Source organism: Enterobacter sp. LM3, from assembly GCF_046622475.1.
GTDB lineage: Bacteria > Pseudomonadota > Gammaproteobacteria > Enterobacterales > Enterobacteriaceae > Enterobacter > Enterobacter cloacae_P.
Genome location: NZ_JBJURN010000003.1, coordinates 11,572 through 30,852 on the forward strand (window position 1 = coordinate 11,572; position 19,281 = coordinate 30,852).

General features: G+C 49.8%; 21 protein-coding genes, 1 other RNA gene and 1 pseudogene. 13 read left to right on the forward strand and 10 right to left on the reverse strand.

The genetic code is table 11. The features are described 5' to 3' along the window. Positions 1-69: 69 nt before the first annotated feature. Genes ACJ9N4_RS04150 through ACJ9N4_RS04160 form a run of 3 tightly spaced genes read left to right on the forward strand, consistent with a single transcriptional unit; the run spans position 70 to position 2,315 of the window. Positions 70-606, forward strand: coding sequence for a YfiR family protein (locus ACJ9N4_RS04150; RefSeq protein ID WP_395122250.1), 537 nt, complete (start codon positions 70-72; stop codon positions 604-606). Then, positions 599-1,819 carry a diguanylate cyclase DgcN gene (gene dgcN / locus ACJ9N4_RS04155; protein ID WP_182272347.1) on the forward strand — a complete coding sequence of 407 codons (1,221 nt, stop codon included), beginning with the start codon at positions 599-601 and terminating at the stop codon, positions 1,817-1,819. Before ACJ9N4_RS04150 ends, dgcN begins: the two co-directional genes overlap by 8 nt. 13 nt (positions 1,820-1,832) lie before the next feature. Then, positions 1,833-2,315 (forward strand): OmpA family protein, encoded by a 483-nt coding sequence (locus ACJ9N4_RS04160; RefSeq protein WP_182918803.1) that lies wholly within the window; start codon positions 1,833-1,835, stop codon positions 2,313-2,315. A gap of 2 nt (positions 2,316-2,317) precedes the next feature. Here the strand turns inward: ACJ9N4_RS04160 and ACJ9N4_RS04165 are convergent, their stop codons facing one another. The 7 genes from ACJ9N4_RS04165 to ffh all read right to left on the reverse strand — a co-directional run bounded on the left by ACJ9N4_RS04165 (position 2,318) and on the right by ffh (position 7,863). Next, positions 2,318-3,688 (reverse strand): PepSY-associated TM helix domain-containing protein, encoded by a 1,371-nt coding sequence (locus ACJ9N4_RS04165; RefSeq protein ID WP_411500280.1) that lies wholly within the window; start codon positions 3,686-3,688, stop codon positions 2,318-2,320. Between the two features lie 40 nt (positions 3,689-3,728). Continuing rightward, on the reverse strand, positions 3,729-4,133 hold the full coding sequence (locus ACJ9N4_RS04170) for a DUF2946 domain-containing protein (RefSeq protein WP_182272350.1): 405 nt from the start codon (positions 4,131-4,133) through the stop codon (positions 3,729-3,731). A gap of 132 nt (positions 4,134-4,265) precedes the next feature. Beyond that, the gene (gene rplS / locus ACJ9N4_RS04175; protein WP_002914145.1) at positions 4,266-4,613 is read right to left on the reverse strand and encodes a 50S ribosomal protein L19; all 348 of its coding nucleotides are present in this window, start codon (positions 4,611-4,613) and stop codon (positions 4,266-4,268) included. Positions 4,614-4,656: 43 nt separating this feature from the next. Beyond that, positions 4,657-5,424: a tRNA (guanosine(37)-N1)-methyltransferase TrmD gene (gene trmD, locus ACJ9N4_RS04180; protein WP_182918805.1), complete on the reverse strand. Its 768-nt coding sequence runs from the start codon at positions 5,422-5,424 to the stop codon at positions 4,657-4,659. Positions 5,425-5,455: 31 nt separating this feature from the next. Beyond that, on the reverse strand, positions 5,456-5,995 hold the full coding sequence (gene rimM, locus ACJ9N4_RS04185; RefSeq protein ID WP_080330249.1) for a ribosome maturation factor RimM: 540 nt from the start codon (positions 5,993-5,995) through the stop codon (positions 5,456-5,458). Positions 5,996-6,010: 15 nt separating this feature from the next. After that, positions 6,011-6,259: a 30S ribosomal protein S16 gene (rpsP, locus tag ACJ9N4_RS04190; protein ID WP_022649067.1), complete on the reverse strand. Its 249-nt coding sequence runs from the start codon at positions 6,257-6,259 to the stop codon at positions 6,011-6,013. Positions 6,260-6,501: 242 nt separating this feature from the next. Beyond that, positions 6,502-7,863 (reverse strand): signal recognition particle protein, encoded by a 1,362-nt coding sequence (ffh, locus tag ACJ9N4_RS04195; protein ID WP_014884878.1) that lies wholly within the window; start codon positions 7,861-7,863, stop codon positions 6,502-6,504. Positions 7,864-8,029: 166 nt separating this feature from the next. On the opposite strand from ffh, the gene ACJ9N4_RS04200 reads away from it, so the two are divergent. Both ACJ9N4_RS04200 and ACJ9N4_RS04205 read left to right on the forward strand, forming a co-directional pair. After that, positions 8,030-8,821: an inner membrane protein YpjD gene (locus ACJ9N4_RS04200; RefSeq protein ID WP_032666789.1), complete on the forward strand. Its 792-nt coding sequence runs from the start codon at positions 8,030-8,032 to the stop codon at positions 8,819-8,821. Between the two features lie 18 nt (positions 8,822-8,839). Beyond that, positions 8,840-10,126 carry an HlyC/CorC family transporter gene (locus ACJ9N4_RS04205; protein ID WP_182274560.1) on the forward strand — a complete coding sequence of 429 codons (1,287 nt, stop codon included), beginning with the start codon at positions 8,840-8,842 and terminating at the stop codon, positions 10,124-10,126. Positions 10,127-10,184: 58 nt separating this feature from the next. Here the strand turns inward: ACJ9N4_RS04205 and grpE are convergent, their stop codons facing one another. Beyond that, positions 10,185-10,778, reverse strand: a complete 594-nt coding sequence (gene grpE / locus ACJ9N4_RS04210; RefSeq protein ID WP_182272352.1) for a nucleotide exchange factor GrpE — start codon at positions 10,776-10,778, stop codon at positions 10,185-10,187. Positions 10,779-10,900: 122 nt separating this feature from the next. Between grpE and nadK the strand changes: the two genes are divergently transcribed. From nadK to bamE, 3 genes are all read left to right on the forward strand, one after another. Continuing rightward, positions 10,901-11,779 carry an NAD(+) kinase gene (gene nadK / locus ACJ9N4_RS04215; protein WP_182272353.1) on the forward strand — a complete coding sequence of 293 codons (879 nt, stop codon included), beginning with the start codon at positions 10,901-10,903 and terminating at the stop codon, positions 11,777-11,779. Between the two features lie 85 nt (positions 11,780-11,864). Continuing rightward, entirely contained in the window at positions 11,865-13,526 is a 1,662-nt protein-coding gene (gene recN / locus ACJ9N4_RS04220) for a DNA repair protein RecN (RefSeq protein ID WP_411500281.1), read from the forward strand. A 138-nt stretch (positions 13,527-13,664) separates the two neighbouring features. Then, positions 13,665-14,003: an outer membrane protein assembly factor BamE gene (gene bamE, locus ACJ9N4_RS04225; protein WP_411500282.1), complete on the forward strand. Its 339-nt coding sequence runs from the start codon at positions 13,665-13,667 to the stop codon at positions 14,001-14,003. A gap of 102 nt (positions 14,004-14,105) precedes the next feature. Here the strand turns inward: bamE and ACJ9N4_RS04230 are convergent, their stop codons facing one another. Next, a complete protein-coding gene (locus tag ACJ9N4_RS04230; protein WP_182918807.1) occupies positions 14,106-14,393 on the reverse strand; it encodes an RnfH family protein in 288 nt (95 codons plus the stop codon). Continuing rightward, a complete protein-coding gene (locus tag ACJ9N4_RS04235; RefSeq protein ID WP_196390368.1) occupies positions 14,383-14,820 on the reverse strand; it encodes a type II toxin-antitoxin system RatA family toxin in 438 nt (145 codons plus the stop codon). The genes ACJ9N4_RS04230 and ACJ9N4_RS04235 overlap by 11 nt, the downstream gene beginning before the upstream one ends. A 156-nt stretch (positions 14,821-14,976) precedes the next feature. On the opposite strand from ACJ9N4_RS04235, the gene smpB reads away from it, so the two are divergent. The 5 genes and pseudogenes from smpB to ACJ9N4_RS04260 all read left to right on the forward strand — a co-directional run bounded on the left by smpB (position 14,977) and on the right by ACJ9N4_RS04260 (position 19,277). Continuing rightward, positions 14,977-15,459 (forward strand): SsrA-binding protein SmpB, encoded by a 483-nt coding sequence (gene smpB / locus ACJ9N4_RS04240; protein WP_411500283.1) that lies wholly within the window; start codon positions 14,977-14,979, stop codon positions 15,457-15,459. A gap of 89 nt (positions 15,460-15,548) precedes the next feature. Beyond that, positions 15,549-15,912, forward strand: a transfer-messenger RNA (tmRNA) gene (gene ssrA, locus ACJ9N4_RS04245). A 195-nt stretch (positions 15,913-16,107) separates the two neighbouring features. After that, positions 16,108-17,308 (forward strand): annotated as a pseudogene (locus ACJ9N4_RS04250) (integrase domain-containing protein). 10 nt (positions 17,309-17,318) lie between these two features. Then, the gene (locus ACJ9N4_RS04255) at positions 17,319-17,672 is read left to right on the forward strand and encodes a hypothetical protein (protein WP_411500284.1); all 354 of its coding nucleotides are present in this window, start codon (positions 17,319-17,321) and stop codon (positions 17,670-17,672) included. Continuing rightward, positions 17,673-19,277 carry an NACHT domain-containing protein gene (locus ACJ9N4_RS04260; protein ID WP_411500285.1) on the forward strand — a complete coding sequence of 535 codons (1,605 nt, stop codon included), beginning with the start codon at positions 17,673-17,675 and terminating at the stop codon, positions 19,275-19,277. Positions 19,278-19,281 lie beyond the last annotated feature (4 nt).

Genomic DNA, 19,281 nt, shown 5'->3' on the forward strand with positions numbered 1-19,281 from the left:
TGATAAACAATGGTATTCTGCCAGCAACTCTTAAGGACATCTATTTCCGGAGCGATATGGCGGATTCTGGTGAGAAATTCATTCTTGATCTCTTTTTTCCGACTCACTCTGGTGTTCATACTGTTTCTTACGGCTGGTTCAGCGGCTGCAGGTGCGCTCGCAGAAACCGATAAATCAGTGCGTTCAATTGTTTCTGGTATTGTGAGCTATACCCGGTGGCCAGCACTTTCTGGTCAGCCCAAACTCTGTGTTTATGCCTCTTCTCGCTACGTGCAGGCACTCAGTAGTGAAAAGGGACAAAACCCGCTACCGTATACTCCTGTGATTGTTCGTAACGATCAGGAAGCGCTGTCCGCTACGTGCGACGCGATTTATTTCGGAACTGAATCACCTGCCAGCCAGCTTGAATTAATAAGACAATACCAGGGCAGAGCATTGCTATTAATCTCAGAGCAAAACCCGGAATGCGTAATTGGCAGTGCATTTTGTCTGATTATCAATGACAACCGGGTCAAGTTCTCTGTCAATCTGGATGCACTGTCTCGCAGTGGCGTAAGGGTCAATCCGGATGTATTAATGCTTGCACGGAATACAAAGCATGAATAAGGATTTCACTCCAAAGCCACGTCCGACGTTTAAAAGAACGTTACGGCGTATCAGTATGATAAGTGTCATAATAACAATGACATTTATATGGCTGTTGCTGTGTTTTGCCTCTGTGGTGACATTAAAGCAATATGCACAAAAAAACCTCGAATTAACCGGTGCAACAATGAGCCACAATCTTGAAGCCTCGCTGGTTTTCAATGATTCACTGGCAGCCAATGAAACTCTTGCGACCCTCGGCAAACAGGGGCAATTTGCCGCAGCGGAAGTGCTCGACAACCACAAAAAACGTTTTGCTTACTGGTCATGGGATCCTGAAGACAATACGGATACGCTGGGCGCGTTGATCAGCCGCTGGTTATTCCCTGAACCCGTCTCGCAGCCGATAATGCATAATGGCAATGCAATCGGCGAAATTCATCTTACCGCGCGTGACAGCCTGATCAGCCATTTTATCTGGATGTCCTTTGCCGTTCTTACTGGTTGTATTCTTTTTGCTTCCACTGTCGCGCTCACAATCACACGTTCTCTGCATCACGGTATGGTTACGGCGATGCAAAACATCACCGATGTTGTCCATGATGTACGTACCAACCGCAACTTCTCCCGACGGGTAAAAGCAGGACGCATCGAAGAATTTCACCAGTTTGGTGAAGACTTCAACAGCCTGCTGGATGAAATGGAAGAATGGCAGCTTAAGCTGCAGGCGACAAATGCCCAGTTGATGCGCACGGCCATGCATGACCCTCTCACCGGGCTGGCGAATCGTGCCGCGTTTCGTAATAGCATTGCAGCATTGATGAACGACGCCTCTGCCAAAGCAAACTCTGCCCTGCTCTTCCTCGATGGTGATAACTTTAAGTATATCAACGACACCTGGGGACATGCTGCGGGAGACTGCGTACTGATTGAAATCGCCAGCAGGATGGTCGAGTTCGGTGATAAGCGCCATCTCTCATACCGTCTTGGTGGTGATGAGTTTGCAATGGTGCTGTATGGTGTCCATTCTGAACCTGAGGTTCAACGCATTTGTGCTGCACTGTCGCAGCAGTTTACCCGTCCGTTTGATCTGCATAACGGGCGCACAGCATTGATGTCACTCAGCATTGGCTTTGCTCTGGCGTGGGAAAATGTCTCTGTCGAGGCGTTACTGGAACAAGCCGACCGCAACATGTACATGGTCAAAAACCAGCGTACAAAAACAATATATTAGAAAGGAATACGATATGTTAAAGCGTTACTTCTCGCTGTTGTTACTGGCCTCACTGGCACTGTCTGGCTGTCAGACCCCGCAAGGTAAATTCACCCCAGAGCAAATTACGGCAATGAAGTCTTACGGCTTTAACGAACTGAATGGCGACTGGTCTTTGGGACTGTCGGACAAAATTCTGTTTGATAAAAACGACGCCAGACTGCGTCCGGAGAGTGAATCACAAATCCAGACTATGGCATCACGCCTGGCCGCAACAGGCCTGAACCACGCAAGAATGGACGGGCATACGGATAACTATGGAGAAGAGGGCTACAACGAAGCGCTGTCGTTAAAACGCGCAAACGTCGTGGCAGACGCCTGGGCAAAGGGGGCGAATATCCCACGCAGTAACCTCACCACGCGGGGATTAGGCAAAAAATATCCCGTTGCCAGCAACAGCACCTCGCAAGGGCGCGCTGAAAACCGCCGGGTTGCGGTAGTCATCAGCGCGCCATAGGATTACCTGGCGGATGACCCGGCGAGCGACACGCTTGATGCCGCTCGCCAGCGCAGCCAGTCGAGCAAAATAAACAGCGCCAGGCTAATGCCCATCACCGGCAACGCCAGTCCCAACAGAACGCTAACGACTATCGTGGCCCCCCTTCCCCAGGCTGATAACGCCAGCCAGCTCTGACAAAGCGTTTGCACCGGATCCGCTGCCGACCGTGCAGGACGACGCATCCACCACATCCGGTATCCCCAAATTATCAGCACGCACAAGGCAATGCCAAACGCGATAAGCAGTAGTTGATTGATCAGCCCAAACAAGATCCCCATATGAAAATCTACGCCCCAGCGGGTGAGTTTTGCCATTAGCGGGAAATCGTCAAAACGCGTTCTGTCCAGAACCTGCATGGAGTGAGGATCAACGGCGACAGCATCAACCTGTGTCGGCCATCGGCGATCGATTTCCGTCACCGTCCAGGCCTGATCAGCCATTTTTGGCGGACGGATCTCAAGTTTGTTCGCATCAATCCCCGCATTACGGGCGGCATGCAACACGCTATCGAACTGCGCCAGATCTATCCCCATCCCCGCCATCATCATTCCACTATGATGACCGTGGTGTTCGGCATGTTCGTCCATGCTTATGGGTGCGCCAGAAAGCCGGGTGCTCACCTGCGGAGTCAGCCAGTTCATCTCTGCCCGGAGTTTATCAACATTGCCCCCTGCCCACTGAGACCACGTCAGCCCGGTTACGGAGAACAGCAACATCCCACTCAGCAGCGTCCAGCCTAAGATCACATGCACACGACGCCGATTCTGGAAGCGATTGTTAATACGCCGTTTTGGTCGGGTGTAAAACCACAGGGCAATGCCACCGAGCGCGGCCACCCACATCCAGGAGGCGGCCAGCTCGCTGTAGAGCCGCCCGACATCACCCAGCATCAGCGAGGTATGCAGATAATCAATGGTCTGACGCAGCGGCAAAATCCCGCTAGTGCCATATACCGTCATATCACCACGTACCTCAAGGCTCACGGGGTCAACAAAGATGGCCCGGTTTTCCGATGGCCCAAGCGCCGGGTCAGCGAACATCACGCGGGTCGTTTCACCGTCAATCAGACCCGGACGCACGGCATGTAAACGCAGCTCTGCGCCGACAGCGTTTTCTGCCACAGCAATTTGTTTTGCCAGCGGCTGCGGTTCACCCACGGTAACCGTGTGTAGCGCATGCCGGTAAAGCGCATTTTCCAGCTGTGGCGTTGCCACATACAACGTGCCGGTCAGCGCGGCAAAAAAGATAAACGGGCCGACAAACAACCCAACATAGAAATGGAGTCGACGCAGCAGGTTTCCCCATGCTGCGCGCGGAGTGCAGGTAGTCATACTTTTCCTTTTTAAGGCAAAAAGTGAACGATTTTGTTTTTTAAAGGGAAAAAGCAGACCGGCACGGCGGCGCGCGGGTATCAGGATAGAGCCAGGGGAAAAAGTGCCAGTGGCTGACCGTCTGGCGAGGCGGCTTAACGCGAAGCCTTTGCAGCACCATACTCAGCAGCACGATCAGCGCCAGCATCACGCCCGGCACATGTGCTAACAGCACGCAGTAGCCGCACGCTTCCGCATGGTCGACAGGCATCGTGTGTTGCATCCCTGTGTGCTGTTCATCCATCGACATCATACTCATGTCATGATGCATACCCGGCATGGCACTCATGGGATCTTTTTGCAGCGAGACAGAGATAAGCGGTGCGACCACGATCAGCAGGATCGCAAACAACGCGGTCAATGCCGCTGTGCGCTTCCGGTTGTGCTGATGCAGTACGTTATCCACTGTTCCTCCGCTGAAGAGGCCAGCATTGTAAATGATTTATGACAAAATAGTTAATGTGAGAGATGTAATGGGATAAAAAAAGGGCCAGCCTTTCGGCCAGCCCTTTTTAACAGGATGTCGCTTAAGCGAATCTTAGTTCAGACGCTCTTTAATACGAGCAGACTTACCAGTACGCTCACGCAGGTAGTACAGTTTAGCTTTACGTACAGCACCACGACGTTTAACAGCAATGCTGTCAACTACCGGAGAGTGAGTCTGGAAGACACGCTCAACGCCTTCGCCGTTGGAAATTTTACGAACAGTGAATGCAGAGTGCAGACCGCGGTTACGAATAGCGATAACCACGCCCTCGAATGCCTGCAGACGTTTTTTGGAACCTTCAACAACCCATACTTTCACTTCCACGGTGTCACCTGGACGGAAGGAAGGTACGTCCTGCTTCATCTGCTCTTGTTCAAGTTGCTTAATAATGTTGCTCATAATTTAATCTCTTATCCTGGGTAAACTGATATTCGGGAGCGTATTACGCATTCCCATCATGTTCATGCTGCTGGTGCGCGTGTTCAGTTTTGAACTCGGCCAGCAACTTTGCTTGCTCTTCAGTCAGAGCCAGGTTTTCCAGAAGTTCAGGTCTTCTAAGCCAGGTTCGGCCCAGCGACTGCTTCAAACGCCAGCGACGTATCTCAGCATGGTTTCCAGACAGTAACACTGCCGGTACTTCCATCCCTTCTAACACTTCAGGTCGAGTATAGTGTGGGCAGTCCAGCAACCCATCAGCAAAGGAATCTTCCGTTGCCGAAGCTTCATGGCCCAGTACACCCGGAATGAACCGGGCGACGGAGTCAATCAGCGTCATCGCTGGTAACTCACCACCGCTGAGAACGTAATCGCCGATAGACCATTCTTCGTCAATCTCGGTTTGAATTACGCGCTCATCTATCCCTTCGTAGCGCCCACAGACCAGAATCAGCTTTTGATTCGTCGCCAGTTCGCTCACGCCCGCTTGATCAAGCTTGCGTCCCTGAGGTGACAGATAAATCACCTTCGCGCCTTCACCTGCCGCGGCTTTTGCTGTGTGAATAGCATCCCGTAAGGGTTGCACCATCATCAACATCCCCGGTCCGCCGCCGTAAGGACGATCGTCCACGGTACGGTGCCGGTCATGAGTAAAGTCACGAGGACTCCAGCTCTGGATGTTCAGCAGGCCATTTTTTACTGCCCGGCCAGTTACCCCGTAATCAGTAATCGCGCGGAACATTTCAGGAAACAGGCTAATTATGCCAATCCACATAGCGCCGTCTTTTACCGTTTATCCGGAGAATTTAAAAACCAGGATCCCAATCTACTTCAATCGTTTGAGTAGTGAGATCGACTTTCTTGATAACCTGTCCATCGAGGAACGGAACCAACCGCTCCTTGATGCCAAATGCATCTTTCAGGTTTGCCTTAATGACGAGAACGTCATTTGACCCGGTTTCCATCATATCGATGACTTTCCCCAGGCTGTAACCTTCAGTAGTGACCACCTGGCAACCCATAAGGTCTTTCCAGTAGTAGTCGCCCTCTTCCAGCTGTGGCAACTGCGACGAATCCACGACAATTTCACAATTAGTCAGCGCATTCGCGGCATCACGATCGTCAACGCCTTTCAGCTTGATGATGATGTCCTGATTGTGGTGACGCCAGCTTTCCAGCTCGACCTCTTCCCACTTACCGGCCTTCTGGATAAACCAGGGCTGGTAATCAAAAATGCTATCAGCGTCTTCAGTGGAGGAAAACACTCTGAGCCAACCACGGATACCGTAGCAAGAACCCATTTTTCCCAATACGATCGGTTCAACAGGTGCTTTATTGCTCATCATGACCACCGTGACAGATTAAGCTGCTTTGTTTGCTGCTTTGATCAGCGTAGCAACGCGATCGGAAACAGTAGCGCCCTGGCCAACCCAGTGAGCGATACGATCCAGATCCAGACGAGTTTCTTCTTCTGCGCCAGAGGCCAGTGGGTTGAAGAAACCAACGCGCTCGATGAAGCGACCGTTGCGTGCATTACGGCTGTCAGTAACAACAACCTGGTAGAACGGACGCTTTTTAGCGCCGTGACGAGCTAAACGAATAGTAACCATAACATCCTCTTGTGTGAATAAAACAACCGGGCCCCATCGAGGAACGGAGCCCGGGTGTCATATTAAAAGCCCGAAAATTTTACTGATTTCTGGGGAAAATGCAATCAGCATCTTGATACTGAGCATTTACTCGCTCCGCTCGCTCTTCGGGCCGCCCTAAAGGGCGTTCAAAACACTCTTGTGTCTTGTCGAGCACAACCCGGAGCTAAAATGGCAAACAAGATAACCTTATGCCCTTGTTTTTAGCGGCCAGGGAATCCAGGGGGCATCATGCCTTTCATTCCGCGCATCATTTTTGCCATGCCGCCTTTCTTCATTTTCTTCATCATGCGCTGCATGTCGTCGAACTGTTTCAGAAGACGGTTAACGTCCTGCACCTGCATGCCGCAACCGGCTGCGATACGGCGTTTACGGGAACCTTTGATGATGTCCGGGTTAGCACGTTCTTTGAGGGTCATCGAGTTGATGATCGCCTCCATACGCACCAGCACCTTGTCATCCATCTGCGCTTTTACGTTGTCAGGAATTTGCCCCATACCCGGCAGTTTGCCCATCAGGCTTGCCATGCCGCCCATGTTTTTCATCTGACGCAGTTGTTCAAGGAAATCGGTGAGATCGAAACCATCACCTTTTTTCAGTTTGCTCGCCAGCTTCTCAGCCTGTGCGCGGTCAACCTTGCTCTCGATATCTTCGATCAGCGACAGTACGTCGCCCATACCGAGGATACGGGAAGCGATACGATCCGGGTGGAACGGCTCCAGCGCTTCAGTTTTCTCGCCTACACCGAGGAATTTGATCGGCTTACCGGTGATATGACGAATAGAAAGCGCCGCACCGCCACGGGCGTCACCGTCAACCTTAGTCAGAACCACACCGGTTAACGGCAGGGCTTCGTTAAACGCTTTCGCGGTATTCGCCGCATCCTGACCGGTCATGGCGTCAACAACAAACAGGGTCTCTACCGGGTTGATAGAGGCATGCACCTGCTTGATCTCGTCCATCATCGCTTCATCAACGTGCAGACGACCGGCGGTATCCACCAGCAGCACGTCGTAGAACTTCAGCTTCGCTTCTTTCAGCGCCGCATTAACGATGTCGACAGGCTTCTGGGCAACGTCCGACGGGAAGAAATCCACGCCAACCTGCTCTGCCAGCGTTTCCAGCTGTTTGATCGCCGCCGGGCGATACACATCGGCAGAAACAACCAGCACCTTTTTCTTGTGTTTTTCGCGCAGGAATTTACCCAGCTTACCAACGCTGGTCGTTTTACCCGCACCCTGCAAACCAGCCATCAGCACGACCGCTGGCGGCTGAGCGGCCAGGTTAAGTACCTGGTTTTCTTCGCCCATCGCCGAAACCAGTTCATTACGAACGATTTTGACGAACTCCTGACCCGGAGTCAGGCTCTTGTTAACTTCATGACCAACCGCTTTTTCTTTTACGCGGTTGATAAAATCACGCACGACCGGTAACGCAACGTCTGCTTCGAGCAGCGCCATACGCACTTCGCGCAGCGTTTCCTTGATGTTCTCTTCAGTAAGGCGTCCACGGCCGCTGATGTTGCGCAGCGTGCGCGACAAACGATCGGTTAAATTATCAAACATTGTCTCTCGCCTGGGTAGAAACGTTGGGTCGCGAGCTGCGACACATACACAGAATTTTGCCGCAGTATAACATGAAGGCGGCTTTGTTGTTATGCAACGGTTGGAGCAGGCGTCACGTAACGTTATACTGCTTCTCTTTCTTATTAAGACAACTGCCGACGCCTATATGCCTGTTTTCGCACTGATCGCCCTTGTTGCCTATTCTGTCAGCCTCGCGCTGATCATTCCCGGCCTGCTGCAAAAAAACAGCGGCTGGCGGCGCATGGCTATTCTTTCGGCGGTGATCGCACTAATCAGCCACGCTTTTGCACTGGAATCACGCATTATTCCTGGTGACGGTAGCGTACAAAACCTGAGCGTGCTGAACGTCGGTTCGCTGGTCAGCCTGATGATCTGCACGGTGATGACCATTGTTGCGTCTAAAAATCGTGGCTGGCTGCTGCTGCCGATTGTCTACACCTTCGCGTTGATCAATCTGGCCTTAGCCACCTTTATGCCCAATGAGTTCATCACCCACCTGGAAGCCACACCGGGCATGCTGGTGCATATTGGTCTGTCGCTGTTCGCTTACGCGACGCTGATCATTGCCGCGCTCTACGCCATGCAGCTCGCCTGGATTGACTACCAGCTGAAAAACAAAAAGCTGGCGTTCAACCATGAGATGCCGCCGCTGATGGTCATTGAGCGTAAGATGTTCCACATTACGCAGGTTGGTGTTGTTCTGCTGACGTTAACACTCTGCACCGGCCTGTTTTATATGAAAAACCTGTTCAGCGTGGAGAATATCGACAAAGCGGTTCTCTCCATCGTCGCGTGGTTTGTCTATATTGTCCTGTTATGGGGCCATTATCATGAAGGCTGGCGCGGTCGTCGCGTGGTCTGGTTTAACGTTGCGGGCGCAGGCATTCTCACCCTTGCCTATTTTGGCAGCCGCTTTATACAGCAATTTGCTGGCTAAGTAACAAAGGAGTTCCCCCTGGAACACATCTCTACCACCACGCTGATCGTCACGCTGATCGTCATGGTGGTCATCTCCGCCTATTTCTCTGGTTCGGAAACCGGCATGATGACCTTAAACCGTTACCGGTTACGTCATCGTGCGAAGCAGGGTAACCGTGCCGCGCGTCGCGTTGAAAAATTACTCCGAAAACCGGATCGCCTGATTAGCCTGGTGCTTATCGGTAACAACCTTGTCAATATTCTCGCCTCTGCACTGGGTACCATTGTTGGGATGCGCCTGTATGGTAATGCGGGCGTCGCCATCGCCACCGGTGTACTGACGTTTGTGGTGCTGGTATTTGCTGAAGTACTCCCAAAAACCATCGCCGCGCTTTACCCTGAAAAAGTCGCCTACCCGAGCAGCTTCCTGCTTGCGCCACTGCAAATCCTGATGATGCCGCTGGTATGGCTCCTGAATATGGTTACCCGCTTACTGATGCGTATGGTGGGAATCAAAGCCGATGTCACCATCAGCAGTGCGCTCAGTAAAGACGAGCTGCGCACTATCGTGAACGAATCCCGCTCGCAAATATCCCGTCGTAACCAGGACATGCTGCTCTCGGTGCTGGATCTGGAAAAGGTCAGCGTTGACGACATCATGGTACCGCGCAATGAAATCGTCGGGATTGACATCAACGACGACTGGAAAGCCATCGTTCGCCAGCTGACGCACTCGCCGCACGGGCGTATCGTGCTCTATCGTGACTCACTGGACGACACCATCAGCATGCTGCGCGTGCGCGAGGCCTATCGCCTGATGACCGAGAAAAAAGAGTTCACAAAAGAGGTTATGCTGCGCGCCGCTGACGAAATTTACTACGTACCAGAAGGAACGCCACTCAGTACGCAACTGGTGAAGTTTCAGCGTAATAAGAAGAAAGTCGGGCTGGTAGTGGATGAGTACGGCGACATTCAGGGGCTGGTGACGGTCGAAGATATTCTGGAAGAAATTGTCGGGGACTTTACGACATCAATGTCACCTTCCCTTGCTGAAGAAGTCACTCCGCAAAATGACGGCTCCGTGCTGATCGACGGTAGCGCCAATATTCGTGAACTTAATAAAGCCTTTAACTGGCATCTGCCGGAAGACGAGGCTCGCACCATGAACGGGATGATTCTGGAAGCACTGGAAGAGATCCCGGCAGCGGGCACGCGGGTACGAATTGATCAATACGATATTGATATCCTGGACGTGCAGGACAATATGATTAAACAGGTGAAAATTCTGCCCGTTAAGCCGATTCGGGAAAGTATTTCTGAGTAGGAAGTCGAATGTAGGCCGGGTAAGGCGAATGCCGCCACCCGGCACTACAGATGGCAAATTACGCTTTCGCTTTCGCCACGGTCACCATTGCAGCACGAATGGTACGGCCGTTCAGGGTATAACCTTTCTGCATCACGCCCAGCACATTACCTGCGGTAACGTCTTCTGATTCCACCATCGCAATCGCCTGGTGAACGTTTGGATCCAGCGGCACGTTGGTATCGGCAATCACTTCCACGCCAAACTTGCGAACCACATCAAGCATAGATTTCAGCGTCAGTTCGATGCCTTCAATCATTGCCGCGTTGTCCGGGTTAGCTTTGTCAGCCACTTCCAGCGCGCGATCCAGGCTATCCACTACCGGCAGCAGTTCGTTGACGAATTTCTCCAGCGCAAATTTATGCGCTTTTTCAACGTCCATCTCAGTACGGCGGCGCAGGTTTTCCATTTCCGCTTTGATGCGCAGCACACCTTCGCGCTCACGATTCTGTGCTTCTACCAACTGGGCTTCCAGATTCGCAATTTTTTCATCGCGCGGGTCCACCTGCTCAGCAGATGCGTCTGGCTCTAACGCCTCAACTTCATCGTGCTGTTCCGTGATAATTTCTTCAGGGGCTTGCCCCTCAGGCGTTTTCTGTTCTTTACTACTCATGAATTTCTCCGCGTTTTTCTGCATTCATCTCGCTAACTTCGCTTATTATGGGGATCAGTTTCCGGGATTCAAGGGAACAAGACAGATTGTCATCATTCATCAGGCACAAGGACCTCCAGAAAATGAATAATCATTTCAGGTGTATTGGGATCGTCGGGCATCCGCGTCACCCTACCGCATTGACGACACATGAAATGTTGTATCGCTGGCTGTGTAGCAAAGGCTATGAAGTGATGGTCGAACAGCAAATCGCTCAGGAGCTGCAGCTCAAGGGCGTCAAAACCGGCACGCTGGCGGAAATTGGCCAACAGGCAGACCTCGCTGTGGTGGTCGGCGGCGATGGCAATATGCTAGGCGCAGCACGTACCCTCGCTCGCTATGATATCAAGGTCATCGGTATCAACCGCGGCAACCTCGGTTTTCTGACTGACCTCGACCCGGACAACGCCCAGCAACAGCTGGCTGACGTGCTGGAAGGTCACTATATCAGCGAAAAACGTTTTCTGCTTGAAGCCCAGGTGTGCCAGCAAGACTGTCAGAAGCGCATCAGCACCGCGATTAACGAAGTGGTTCTTCACCCCGGCAAAGTGGCGCACATGATTGAGTTCGAAGTCTACATCGACGAAATCTTCGCCTTCTCACAACGTTCTGATGGGCTCATTATCTCCACGCCAACAGGTTCAACGGCCTACTCGCTCTCTGCAGGCGGCCCAATTCTGACCCCGTCACTGGATGCCATCACGCTGGTGCCAATGTTCCCGCATACGCTCTCTGCCCGCCCGCTGGTCATTAACGGCAGCAGCACCATTCGCCTGCGTTTCTCACACCGCCGCAACGACCTGGAGATCAGCTGCGACAGCCAGATCGCACTGCCTATTCAGGAAGGTGAAGATGTATTAATTCGCCGCTGCGATTACCACCTGAATCTTATTCACCCAAAAGATTACAGTTATTTCAACACATTAAGCTCAAAGCTTGGCTGGTCAAAAAAATTGTTCTGATTTTGCATCCAGCACTTTACTGTATAAAAAACCAGTTTATACTGTATGAAAACACAGTTATGGTTTTTCATACAGGAAAGCAATTATGCTGGCACAACTGACCATCAGCAACTTTGCCATTGTTCGTGAGCTTGAGATCGACTTCCACAGCGGCATGACGGCAATCACCGGGGAAACCGGTGCGGGTAAATCCATTGCCATTGATGCCCTCGGCTTGTGCCTCGGCGGCCGTGCAGAGGGTGATATGGTGCGCACCGGTGCAAACCGTGCCGATCTCTGTGCCCGCTTTTCCCTGAAAGATACCCCGGCCGCCCTGTGCTGGCTGGAAGAGAACCAGCTAGAAGACGGACGTGAGTGTTTACTTCGTCGCGTCATCAGCAGCGACGGCCGCTCTCGTGGCTTTATTAACGGTACAGCCGTCCCTCTTTCCCAACTGCGCGAACTCGGCCAGTTGCTCATCCAGATCCACGGTCAACACGCCCATCAGCAGCTGATTAAACCAGAGCAACAGAAAGCCCTGCTCGACGGTTACGCGGGTGAGTATGCGCTCACTCAACTGATGGCGGAGCACTATCGTCAGTGGCACCAGAGCTGTCGCGAGCTCGCACAGCATCAACAGCAAAGCCAGGAGCGTGCTGCACGTGCTGAGTTACTGGAATATCAGTTGAAAGAACTGAAGGAATTCAACCCACAGGCGGGTGAGTTCGAGCAAATTGATGAAGAGTACAAGCGTCTGGCCAACAGTGGTCACCTGCTCTCGACCAGCCAGAATGCGCTGGACATGCTGGCGGATGGCGAGGACGTGAATCTGCAAAGCCAGTTGTATAATGTGCGTCAGTTAGTCACTGAACTGGCCGGTATGGACAGCAAACTCTCCGGTGTACTGGATATGCTGGAAGAGGCCGCCATTCAGATCTCTGAAGCGGGCGACGAACTGCGACACTACTGTGAACGTCTGGATCTCGATCCCAACCGTCTGTTCGAACTGGAGCAACGCATCTCCAGACAGATTTCGCTGGCGCGCAAGCACCACGTCACGCCAGAAGAATTACCGGACTATTATCAGTCTCTGCTTGATGAACAGCAGCAGCTCGACGATCAGGCCGACTCACTGGAAACCTTATCCCTGGCGGTGAATCTGCACCATCAGCAGGCACTCGTAACGGCAAAACAGCTGCATGATATCCGCCAGCATTATGCGCAAGAATTAGGCCAGCACATCACCGACAGTATGCACACCCTGGCGATGCCACACGGCGTATTCACTATTGATGTCCGCTTTGAAGAAAACCACCTGACGGCTGAAGGTGCAGATCGCATTGAATTCCGCGTCACCACGAACCCTGGTCAGCCGCTACAACCTATTTCCAAAGTGGCATCCGGCGGTGAGTTGTCGCGTATAGCCCTGGCGATTCAGGTGATCACTGCTCGTAAAATGGAAACCCCGGCGTTGATTTTCGATGAAGTCGATGTGGGGATCAGCGGCCCGACGGCGGCGGTGGTCGGCAAGCTGTTACGTCAGTTAGGTGAATCAACTCAGGTGATGTGCGTCACCCACTTGCCGCAGGTTGCAGGTTGTGGTCACCACCACTTTATCGTCAGCAAAGAAACTGATGGTGAAATGACCGAAACGCATATGAAACCACTGGATAAACGTTCGCGTCTGCAAGAGCTGGCGCGCCTGCTAGGCGGCAGTGAAGTCACCCGCAACACCCTTGCTAACGCGAAAGAACTACTGGCGGCATAAACTTTTTCGGGATCTCAGGGTCATAGAGAACAATAAAAACGCCGCCAGACCGGTTTCAAAGTGGGGCAAGGTCTATTATCATCGGCATATTACATATGAGCCGCGTACTGCTCGGGCCCGAAAAGGAATCAAATCACTATGCGCTGTAAAACGCTGACCGCTGCCGCAGCGGTTCTTCTGATGTTGACCGCAGGCTGTTCCACTCTGGAGAAAGTGGTTTACCGTCCTGACATCAACCAGGGGAACTACCTTACTCCTAACGATGTGTCCAAAATCCGCCGAGGAATGACACAACAGCAGGTCGCTTATGCACTGGGAACCCCGATGATGTCCGATCCGTTTGGGACAAACACCTGGTTCTATGTATTCCGTCAGCAGCCAGGCCACGAAGACGTGACCCAGCAGACCCTGACGCTGACCTTCAACAGCGCCGGTGTGTTGACCAACATCGACAACAAGCCTGCCCTGACCAAATAATCAGGCGTCAGAAATGCAAAAAGGTGCTCAATGAGCACCTTTTTTTGTTTTTCTTTTTATCCCCTCGCCCCTACAGAGAGGGGTAAAGTGAGGGGAAAAACGCTACTGCGCAGATTTCTCCGCACGCTGACGACGCAATTCTTTCGGGTCGGCAATCAGTGGGCGATAAATCTCAACCCGGTCACCGTCCTTCAGTACATCCGCAAGCTTAACCGGACGGCTATAAATCCCAACTTTATTCTTCGCCAGATCGATATCGCTGCGAAGCTCAAGCAGGCCTGAAGCACGGATAGCAGACTCAACCGTCGACCCTTCTTCCAGAGTCACACGCTGCAGATACTGCTTCTCTGGCAGCGCATACACCACTTCCACAGCAATCTTATGCGACACTGTAGACCTCTTTGGCGCGGGTCGTGAATGCCTGAACCATGTTTGAGGCCAGCTCTTTGAAGATGCGGCCAAACGCCAGTTCAATCAGCTTATTGGTAAACTCAAAATCCAGATGGAATTCGATGCGGCAGGCGTCAGCGCTCAGAGGAGTAAACTTCCAGCCTCCCATCAGGGTCTTAAACGGACCATCCACCAGATGCATCAAAATACTCTGATTATCGGTCAGCGTATTGCGGGTGGTGAACGTCTTGCTAATCCCCGCTTTGGAGACATCCACCGCCGCAGTCATCTGCGTCGGGCCAGATTCCAGTACCCGGCTACCGGTACATCCCGGAATAAACTGCGGATAAGACTGAACATCGTTCACTAACTGATACATTTGTTCCACGCTGTAAGGGACAAGCGCAGTACGGCTAATCTGAGGCATAGCATTTTCCATGGTCACACAACGGACAAATAATAACATTTATCACCTGTTAAAAAAACGCTAAGCCTCATCTCGTGCTAAGATAGCGCGTTAGACCTCACAGGACGCAATGAGGTGACTTTTTGAAATCAGATTACCGACGGCTTTACGACACTTATGACGAAGAAAAAAGCACATAAACCAGGCTCAGCGACCATTGCGCTCAACAAGCGTGCTCGCCATGAGTATTTCATCGAAGAAGAATTCGAAGCAGGCCTTGCGCTGCAGGGCTGGGAAGTCAAATCACTGCGCGCCGGGAAAGCGAACATCGGCGATAGCTACGTGATCCTGAAAGACGGCGAAGCCTTCCTGTTTGGCGCGAACTTTACGCCGCTGACCGTTGCCTCTTCACACTACGTTTGTGACCCAACGCGCACCCGTAAGCTGCTACTGAACAAACGTGAGCTGGAATCCCTCTACGGACGTATTAACCGTGAAGGCTTCACTGTGGTTGCGCTCTCTATGTACTGGAAATACGCCTGGTGCAAAGTGAAAATCGGCGTCGCGAAAGGTAAAAAACAGCACGACAAACGTACCGACCTGAAAGAGCGCGAGTGGCAACTCGACAAAGCACGTATCATGAAAAACGCAGGACGTTGATTCTGCACACTTATTGTACTATTCAATAAGTTAGCGTTCTGGGCTGGTAACCAGGAAGTGAAATCTGGTATACTCAGCGTAACACTATTGGGGCTGATTCTGGATTCGACGGGATTTGCGAAACCCAAGGTGCATGCCGAGGGGCGGTTTGCCTCGTTAAAAGCCGCAAAAAAATAGTCGCAAACGACGAAAACTACGCTTTAGCAGCTTAATAACCTGCTCTGAGCCCTCTCTCCCTAGCTTCCGCTCTTAAGACGGGGATCAAAGAGAGGTCAAACCCAAAAGAGATCGCGTGGAAGCCCTGCCTGGGGTTGAAGCGTTAAAACTAATCAGGCTAGTACGTTAGTGGCGTGTCTGTCCGCAGCTGGCGTGCGAATGTAAAGACAAACTAAGCATGTAGTACCGAGGATGTAGAAATTTCGGACGCGGGTTCAACTCCCGCCAGCTCCACCAAAATTCTCCATCGGTGATTACCAGAGTCATCCGATGAAGTCCTAAGAGCCCGCACGGCGCAAGCCCTGCGGGCTTTTTTGTGCCTGTCGTTGTCCGAGAACATCCGCCTGAATCCAGAGAGAATTGGTACACGTTTAGGTATACGGTAGGATGTATGCCTAAAAGCGTATACCAATTCCTGAAGGAGCGACCATCGTGGCACGGACAATACGCCCCCTGACAACACCGCAGTTCTGCACGCTAAAGTGTTAGAGAAGGATCTAACGCTACATGATGGCGATGGGCTTTTCCTGATAGTGAAAACCAGCGGGAAAATCTCTGGCGTTTCCGTTATCAACGTCCGGTAACAAAGCAGCGGACATTGATGGGGCTCGGTGCATTCCCCGCCCTTTCGCTTGCTGATGCCCGAGGGTTAAGAGCTGATTACCTTGCCTTATTAGCCAACGGAATCGACCCACAAATTCAAGCTGAAGTTGCAGAGGAACAGCAGCAAATCGCTCTGGACAGCATTTTTTCGACGGTGACCGCTAACTGGTTTCAGCTAAAAAGCAAAAGCGTTACACCTGATTACGCAAAAGATATATGGCGCTCACTGGAGAAAGATGTATTCCCTGCCATCGGTGAGATCCCTGTTCAGCAAATCAAAGCCCGAACTTTGGTTGAAGCCCTTGAGCCAATCAAAGCTCGTGGGGCGCTTGAGACTGTACGTCGACTGGTGCAGCGCGTTAACGAGATCATGATTTATGCCGTAAACACTGGTTTGATTGATGCCAATCCAGCATCCGGTGTTGGGATGGCCTTTGAGAAGCCCAAAAAGCAAAACATGCCGACGTTGCGACCTGAAGAACTGCCAAAGCTGACGCGCTCGCTAGTGATGTCTAACCTTTCTGTTTCGACTCGTTGCCTAATCGAGTGGCAACTCCTGACGCTTGTGCGCCCGACTGAGGCCTCCGGCACTCGATGGGACGAAATTGATCTTGATGCCAAACTATGGAAAATTCCAGCAGCACGGATGAAGGCTAAACGTGAGCATATAGTACCTTTATCACCACAGGCATTAGAAATATTAGAGGTAATGAAACCTATAAGTTTTCATCGCGAACATGTATTCCCTAGTAGGAACGATCCAAAACTACCAATGAATAGCCAGACAGCAAATGCTGCTTTAAAACGAATTGGTTATGGCGGGAAGTTAGTTGCACATGGTCTACGTTCAATAGCGAGTACAGCTATGAATGAAGAAGGTTTTAACCCAGATGTAATTGAAGCAACTTTAGCTCACTCAGATAAAAACGAAGTTAGGAAAGCTTATAACCGTTCAACATATTTACATGCTAGAGTGGATTTAATGAATTGGTGGGGACTTAAAGTCCAAAATTCAAACCATTCCATTTAAGGAAAATGTTATGCAACCAGTATCTCTTGATTTATTAGTCTCAGCATCTATTCCATGGGCAAAAGATGTTATTAAAAACAAAATATTACCTATCATTGAAAGTAGTGTTCGTGATTATGTCAGGGATACACGTGCATCGCGTTTCCTGAATCAAAGTCTAGAACGCTTTCTGTCAAATGTAAAAGGCCAATGTTCTCTAGTTAACACCTTAGCTTTTCAGAACACTCCTGTAGAACTCTTGGATATTTATGAACCAATGAGTATTTACCATGACAATGAAAAAAAACCATATACATGCCTAATAAAAAGCAATGCAGATTTAGTTGACCAGTTTAACCACATACTAATTACTGACTCAGCATGAATGGGCAAATCTACCATTATAAAAAGAATTGCCTTAGACTGCATTTCCAGTAAACAATACATCCCAATATATATTGAATTACGCCGTGCTAAAGATTATGATTTCTCGCTACAAGTGAAACATCAACTCGGTTTAGGTGAGGATGTTTCAGATAGTTGCCTTAAGAAACTTCCTTTCATTTATCTTTTCGACGGCATAGATGAAATCCCTCAAGAAATTAAATCTAAAACTGTAAACTTACTTAGCATTTTTGCTAATGACTTTCCAGATAGCAAAATAATAATCACCTCACGCCATGATAATTTTTTATCTGAATTACATGGTTTCTCAAGGTTTAAGATCAAACCGCTAGAAACTAATCAAGCTTATGATCTTTTACGTCGTTATGATGGTCGTGGGCCGATTTCATCTCAATTAATCAAAGGACTACGACTAGAGAATGGTCATAATTTAAATGAATTCCTAGCCACACCTCTTTATGTTTCACTATTATTTTGCGCCTATAAATTCAAACCAATTATTCCTAGAAAGAAAGAGTTATTTTACAGTCAAGTGTTCGATGCTTTATATGAATCTCACGACCTTACTAAAGAACTTGGTTATGTAAGAGAAAAATTTTCCAAGTTAGACTCTACAGACTTTCATCAAATTTTAAGAAGATTAGGTTTTTGGTGCTTGAAAGATGGAGGTAAAATTGAGTTTACAAAGGACGATTTGCAAATAACATTGCACAATATAATCTCAAAAACTCCCGGGATATCAGCTTCACCATCTCTATTTATTCAGGATTTAATCGAAACCGTCCCATTATTTGTAAAAGAAGGCGCTATTATTCGCTGGTCACACAAATCCTTAATGGAATATTTTGCAGCTATGTTTATCTGCCGCGATACTAAAGAACGCCAAAAAGAGATATTAACAAAATTATATTACAGCCCTGATTCCATTAGTCATAAAAACTTATTTTCGCTTTGCGCAGATATAGATTACTCATCCTTCCGCTCAAGCATAATAAAGTGTTTGCTTCTGGATCTAATAAAAACCCATGAGAAATTAAATAATCGGCAAACCGAGATTAAAACAGATTATACCAAGACCAAAGCCGAAATGTTGTTAGCCGGTGATTCGATAATTTATCTTTTCGATAAAGATAAAGAAAATGACATATTAAACAACTTATTTAAGGGCGATCTAAAAGCTTTTAGCGAGCTAACTGTAAATGGTTCCCATATCATTACAACCGTTACAGGGGTTGCTAACCATTGGCTTGTGATAGCTCGAGAAAGCACAATAAAATCTGAAATACTTAAAATTTTAAACACAAGAAACCCTGATTATTTCCATAAGACAGAGCGACACTCAAATCACGACACACAACTATCTTTTCATGTCAAAATGGAAATTGGAGAACAAGCCGAGGTTAAGTTTTATTTGACAGATGAGTCACTAGCAAAAATACACAATGCAAGTAAGATAAAACTATTTGAATCTTTATTGTCATTTGAAAATACGCCTCAAATAAAATTTGAAAGCGCTATGTTGGAATTAAAACAAATCAACCATGATGAAAGTAACGGCATAAATCAATTACTTGATGGTTTTTAAAAAT

Coding starts and splice junctions, on each gene's coding strand:
- dgcN (WP_182272347.1), top strand. CDS start 599: ATGAATAAGGATTTCACTCCAAAGCCACGTCCGACGTTTAAAAGAACG.
- ACJ9N4_RS04160 (WP_182918803.1), top strand. CDS start 1,833: ATGTTAAAGCGTTACTTCTCGCTGTTGTTACTGGCCTCACTGGCACTG.
- ACJ9N4_RS04165 (WP_411500280.1), bottom strand. CDS start 3,688: ATGACTACCTGCACTCCGCGCGCAGCATGGGGAAACCTGCTGCGTCGA.
- rplS (WP_002914145.1), bottom strand. CDS start 4,613: ATGAGCAACATTATTAAGCAACTTGAACAAGAGCAGATGAAGCAGGAC.
- trmD (WP_182918805.1), bottom strand. CDS start 5,424: ATGTGGATTGGCATAATTAGCCTGTTTCCTGAAATGTTCCGCGCGATT.
- rimM (WP_080330249.1), bottom strand. CDS start 5,995: ATGATGAGCAATAAAGCACCTGTTGAACCGATCGTATTGGGAAAAATG.
- rpsP (WP_022649067.1), bottom strand. CDS start 6,259: ATGGTTACTATTCGTTTAGCTCGTCACGGCGCTAAAAAGCGTCCGTTC.
- ffh (WP_014884878.1), bottom strand. CDS start 7,863: ATGTTTGATAATTTAACCGATCGTTTGTCGCGCACGCTGCGCAACATC.
- ACJ9N4_RS04200 (WP_032666789.1), top strand. CDS start 8,030: ATGCCTGTTTTCGCACTGATCGCCCTTGTTGCCTATTCTGTCAGCCTC.
- grpE (WP_182272352.1), bottom strand. CDS start 10,778: ATGAGTAGTAAAGAACAGAAAACGCCTGAGGGGCAAGCCCCTGAAGAA.
- nadK (WP_182272353.1), top strand. CDS start 10,901: ATGAATAATCATTTCAGGTGTATTGGGATCGTCGGGCATCCGCGTCAC.
- recN (WP_411500281.1), top strand. CDS start 11,865: ATGCTGGCACAACTGACCATCAGCAACTTTGCCATTGTTCGTGAGCTT.
- bamE (WP_411500282.1), top strand. CDS start 13,665: ATGCGCTGTAAAACGCTGACCGCTGCCGCAGCGGTTCTTCTGATGTTG.
- ACJ9N4_RS04235 (WP_196390368.1), bottom strand. CDS start 14,820: ATGCCTCAGATTAGCCGTACTGCGCTTGTCCCTTACAGCGTGGAACAA.
- smpB (WP_411500283.1), top strand. CDS start 14,977: ATGACGAAGAAAAAAGCACATAAACCAGGCTCAGCGACCATTGCGCTC.
- ACJ9N4_RS04255 (WP_411500284.1), top strand. CDS start 17,319: ATGCAACCAGTATCTCTTGATTTATTAGTCTCAGCATCTATTCCATGG.
- ACJ9N4_RS04260 (WP_411500285.1), top strand. CDS start 17,673: ATGGGCAAATCTACCATTATAAAAAGAATTGCCTTAGACTGCATTTCC.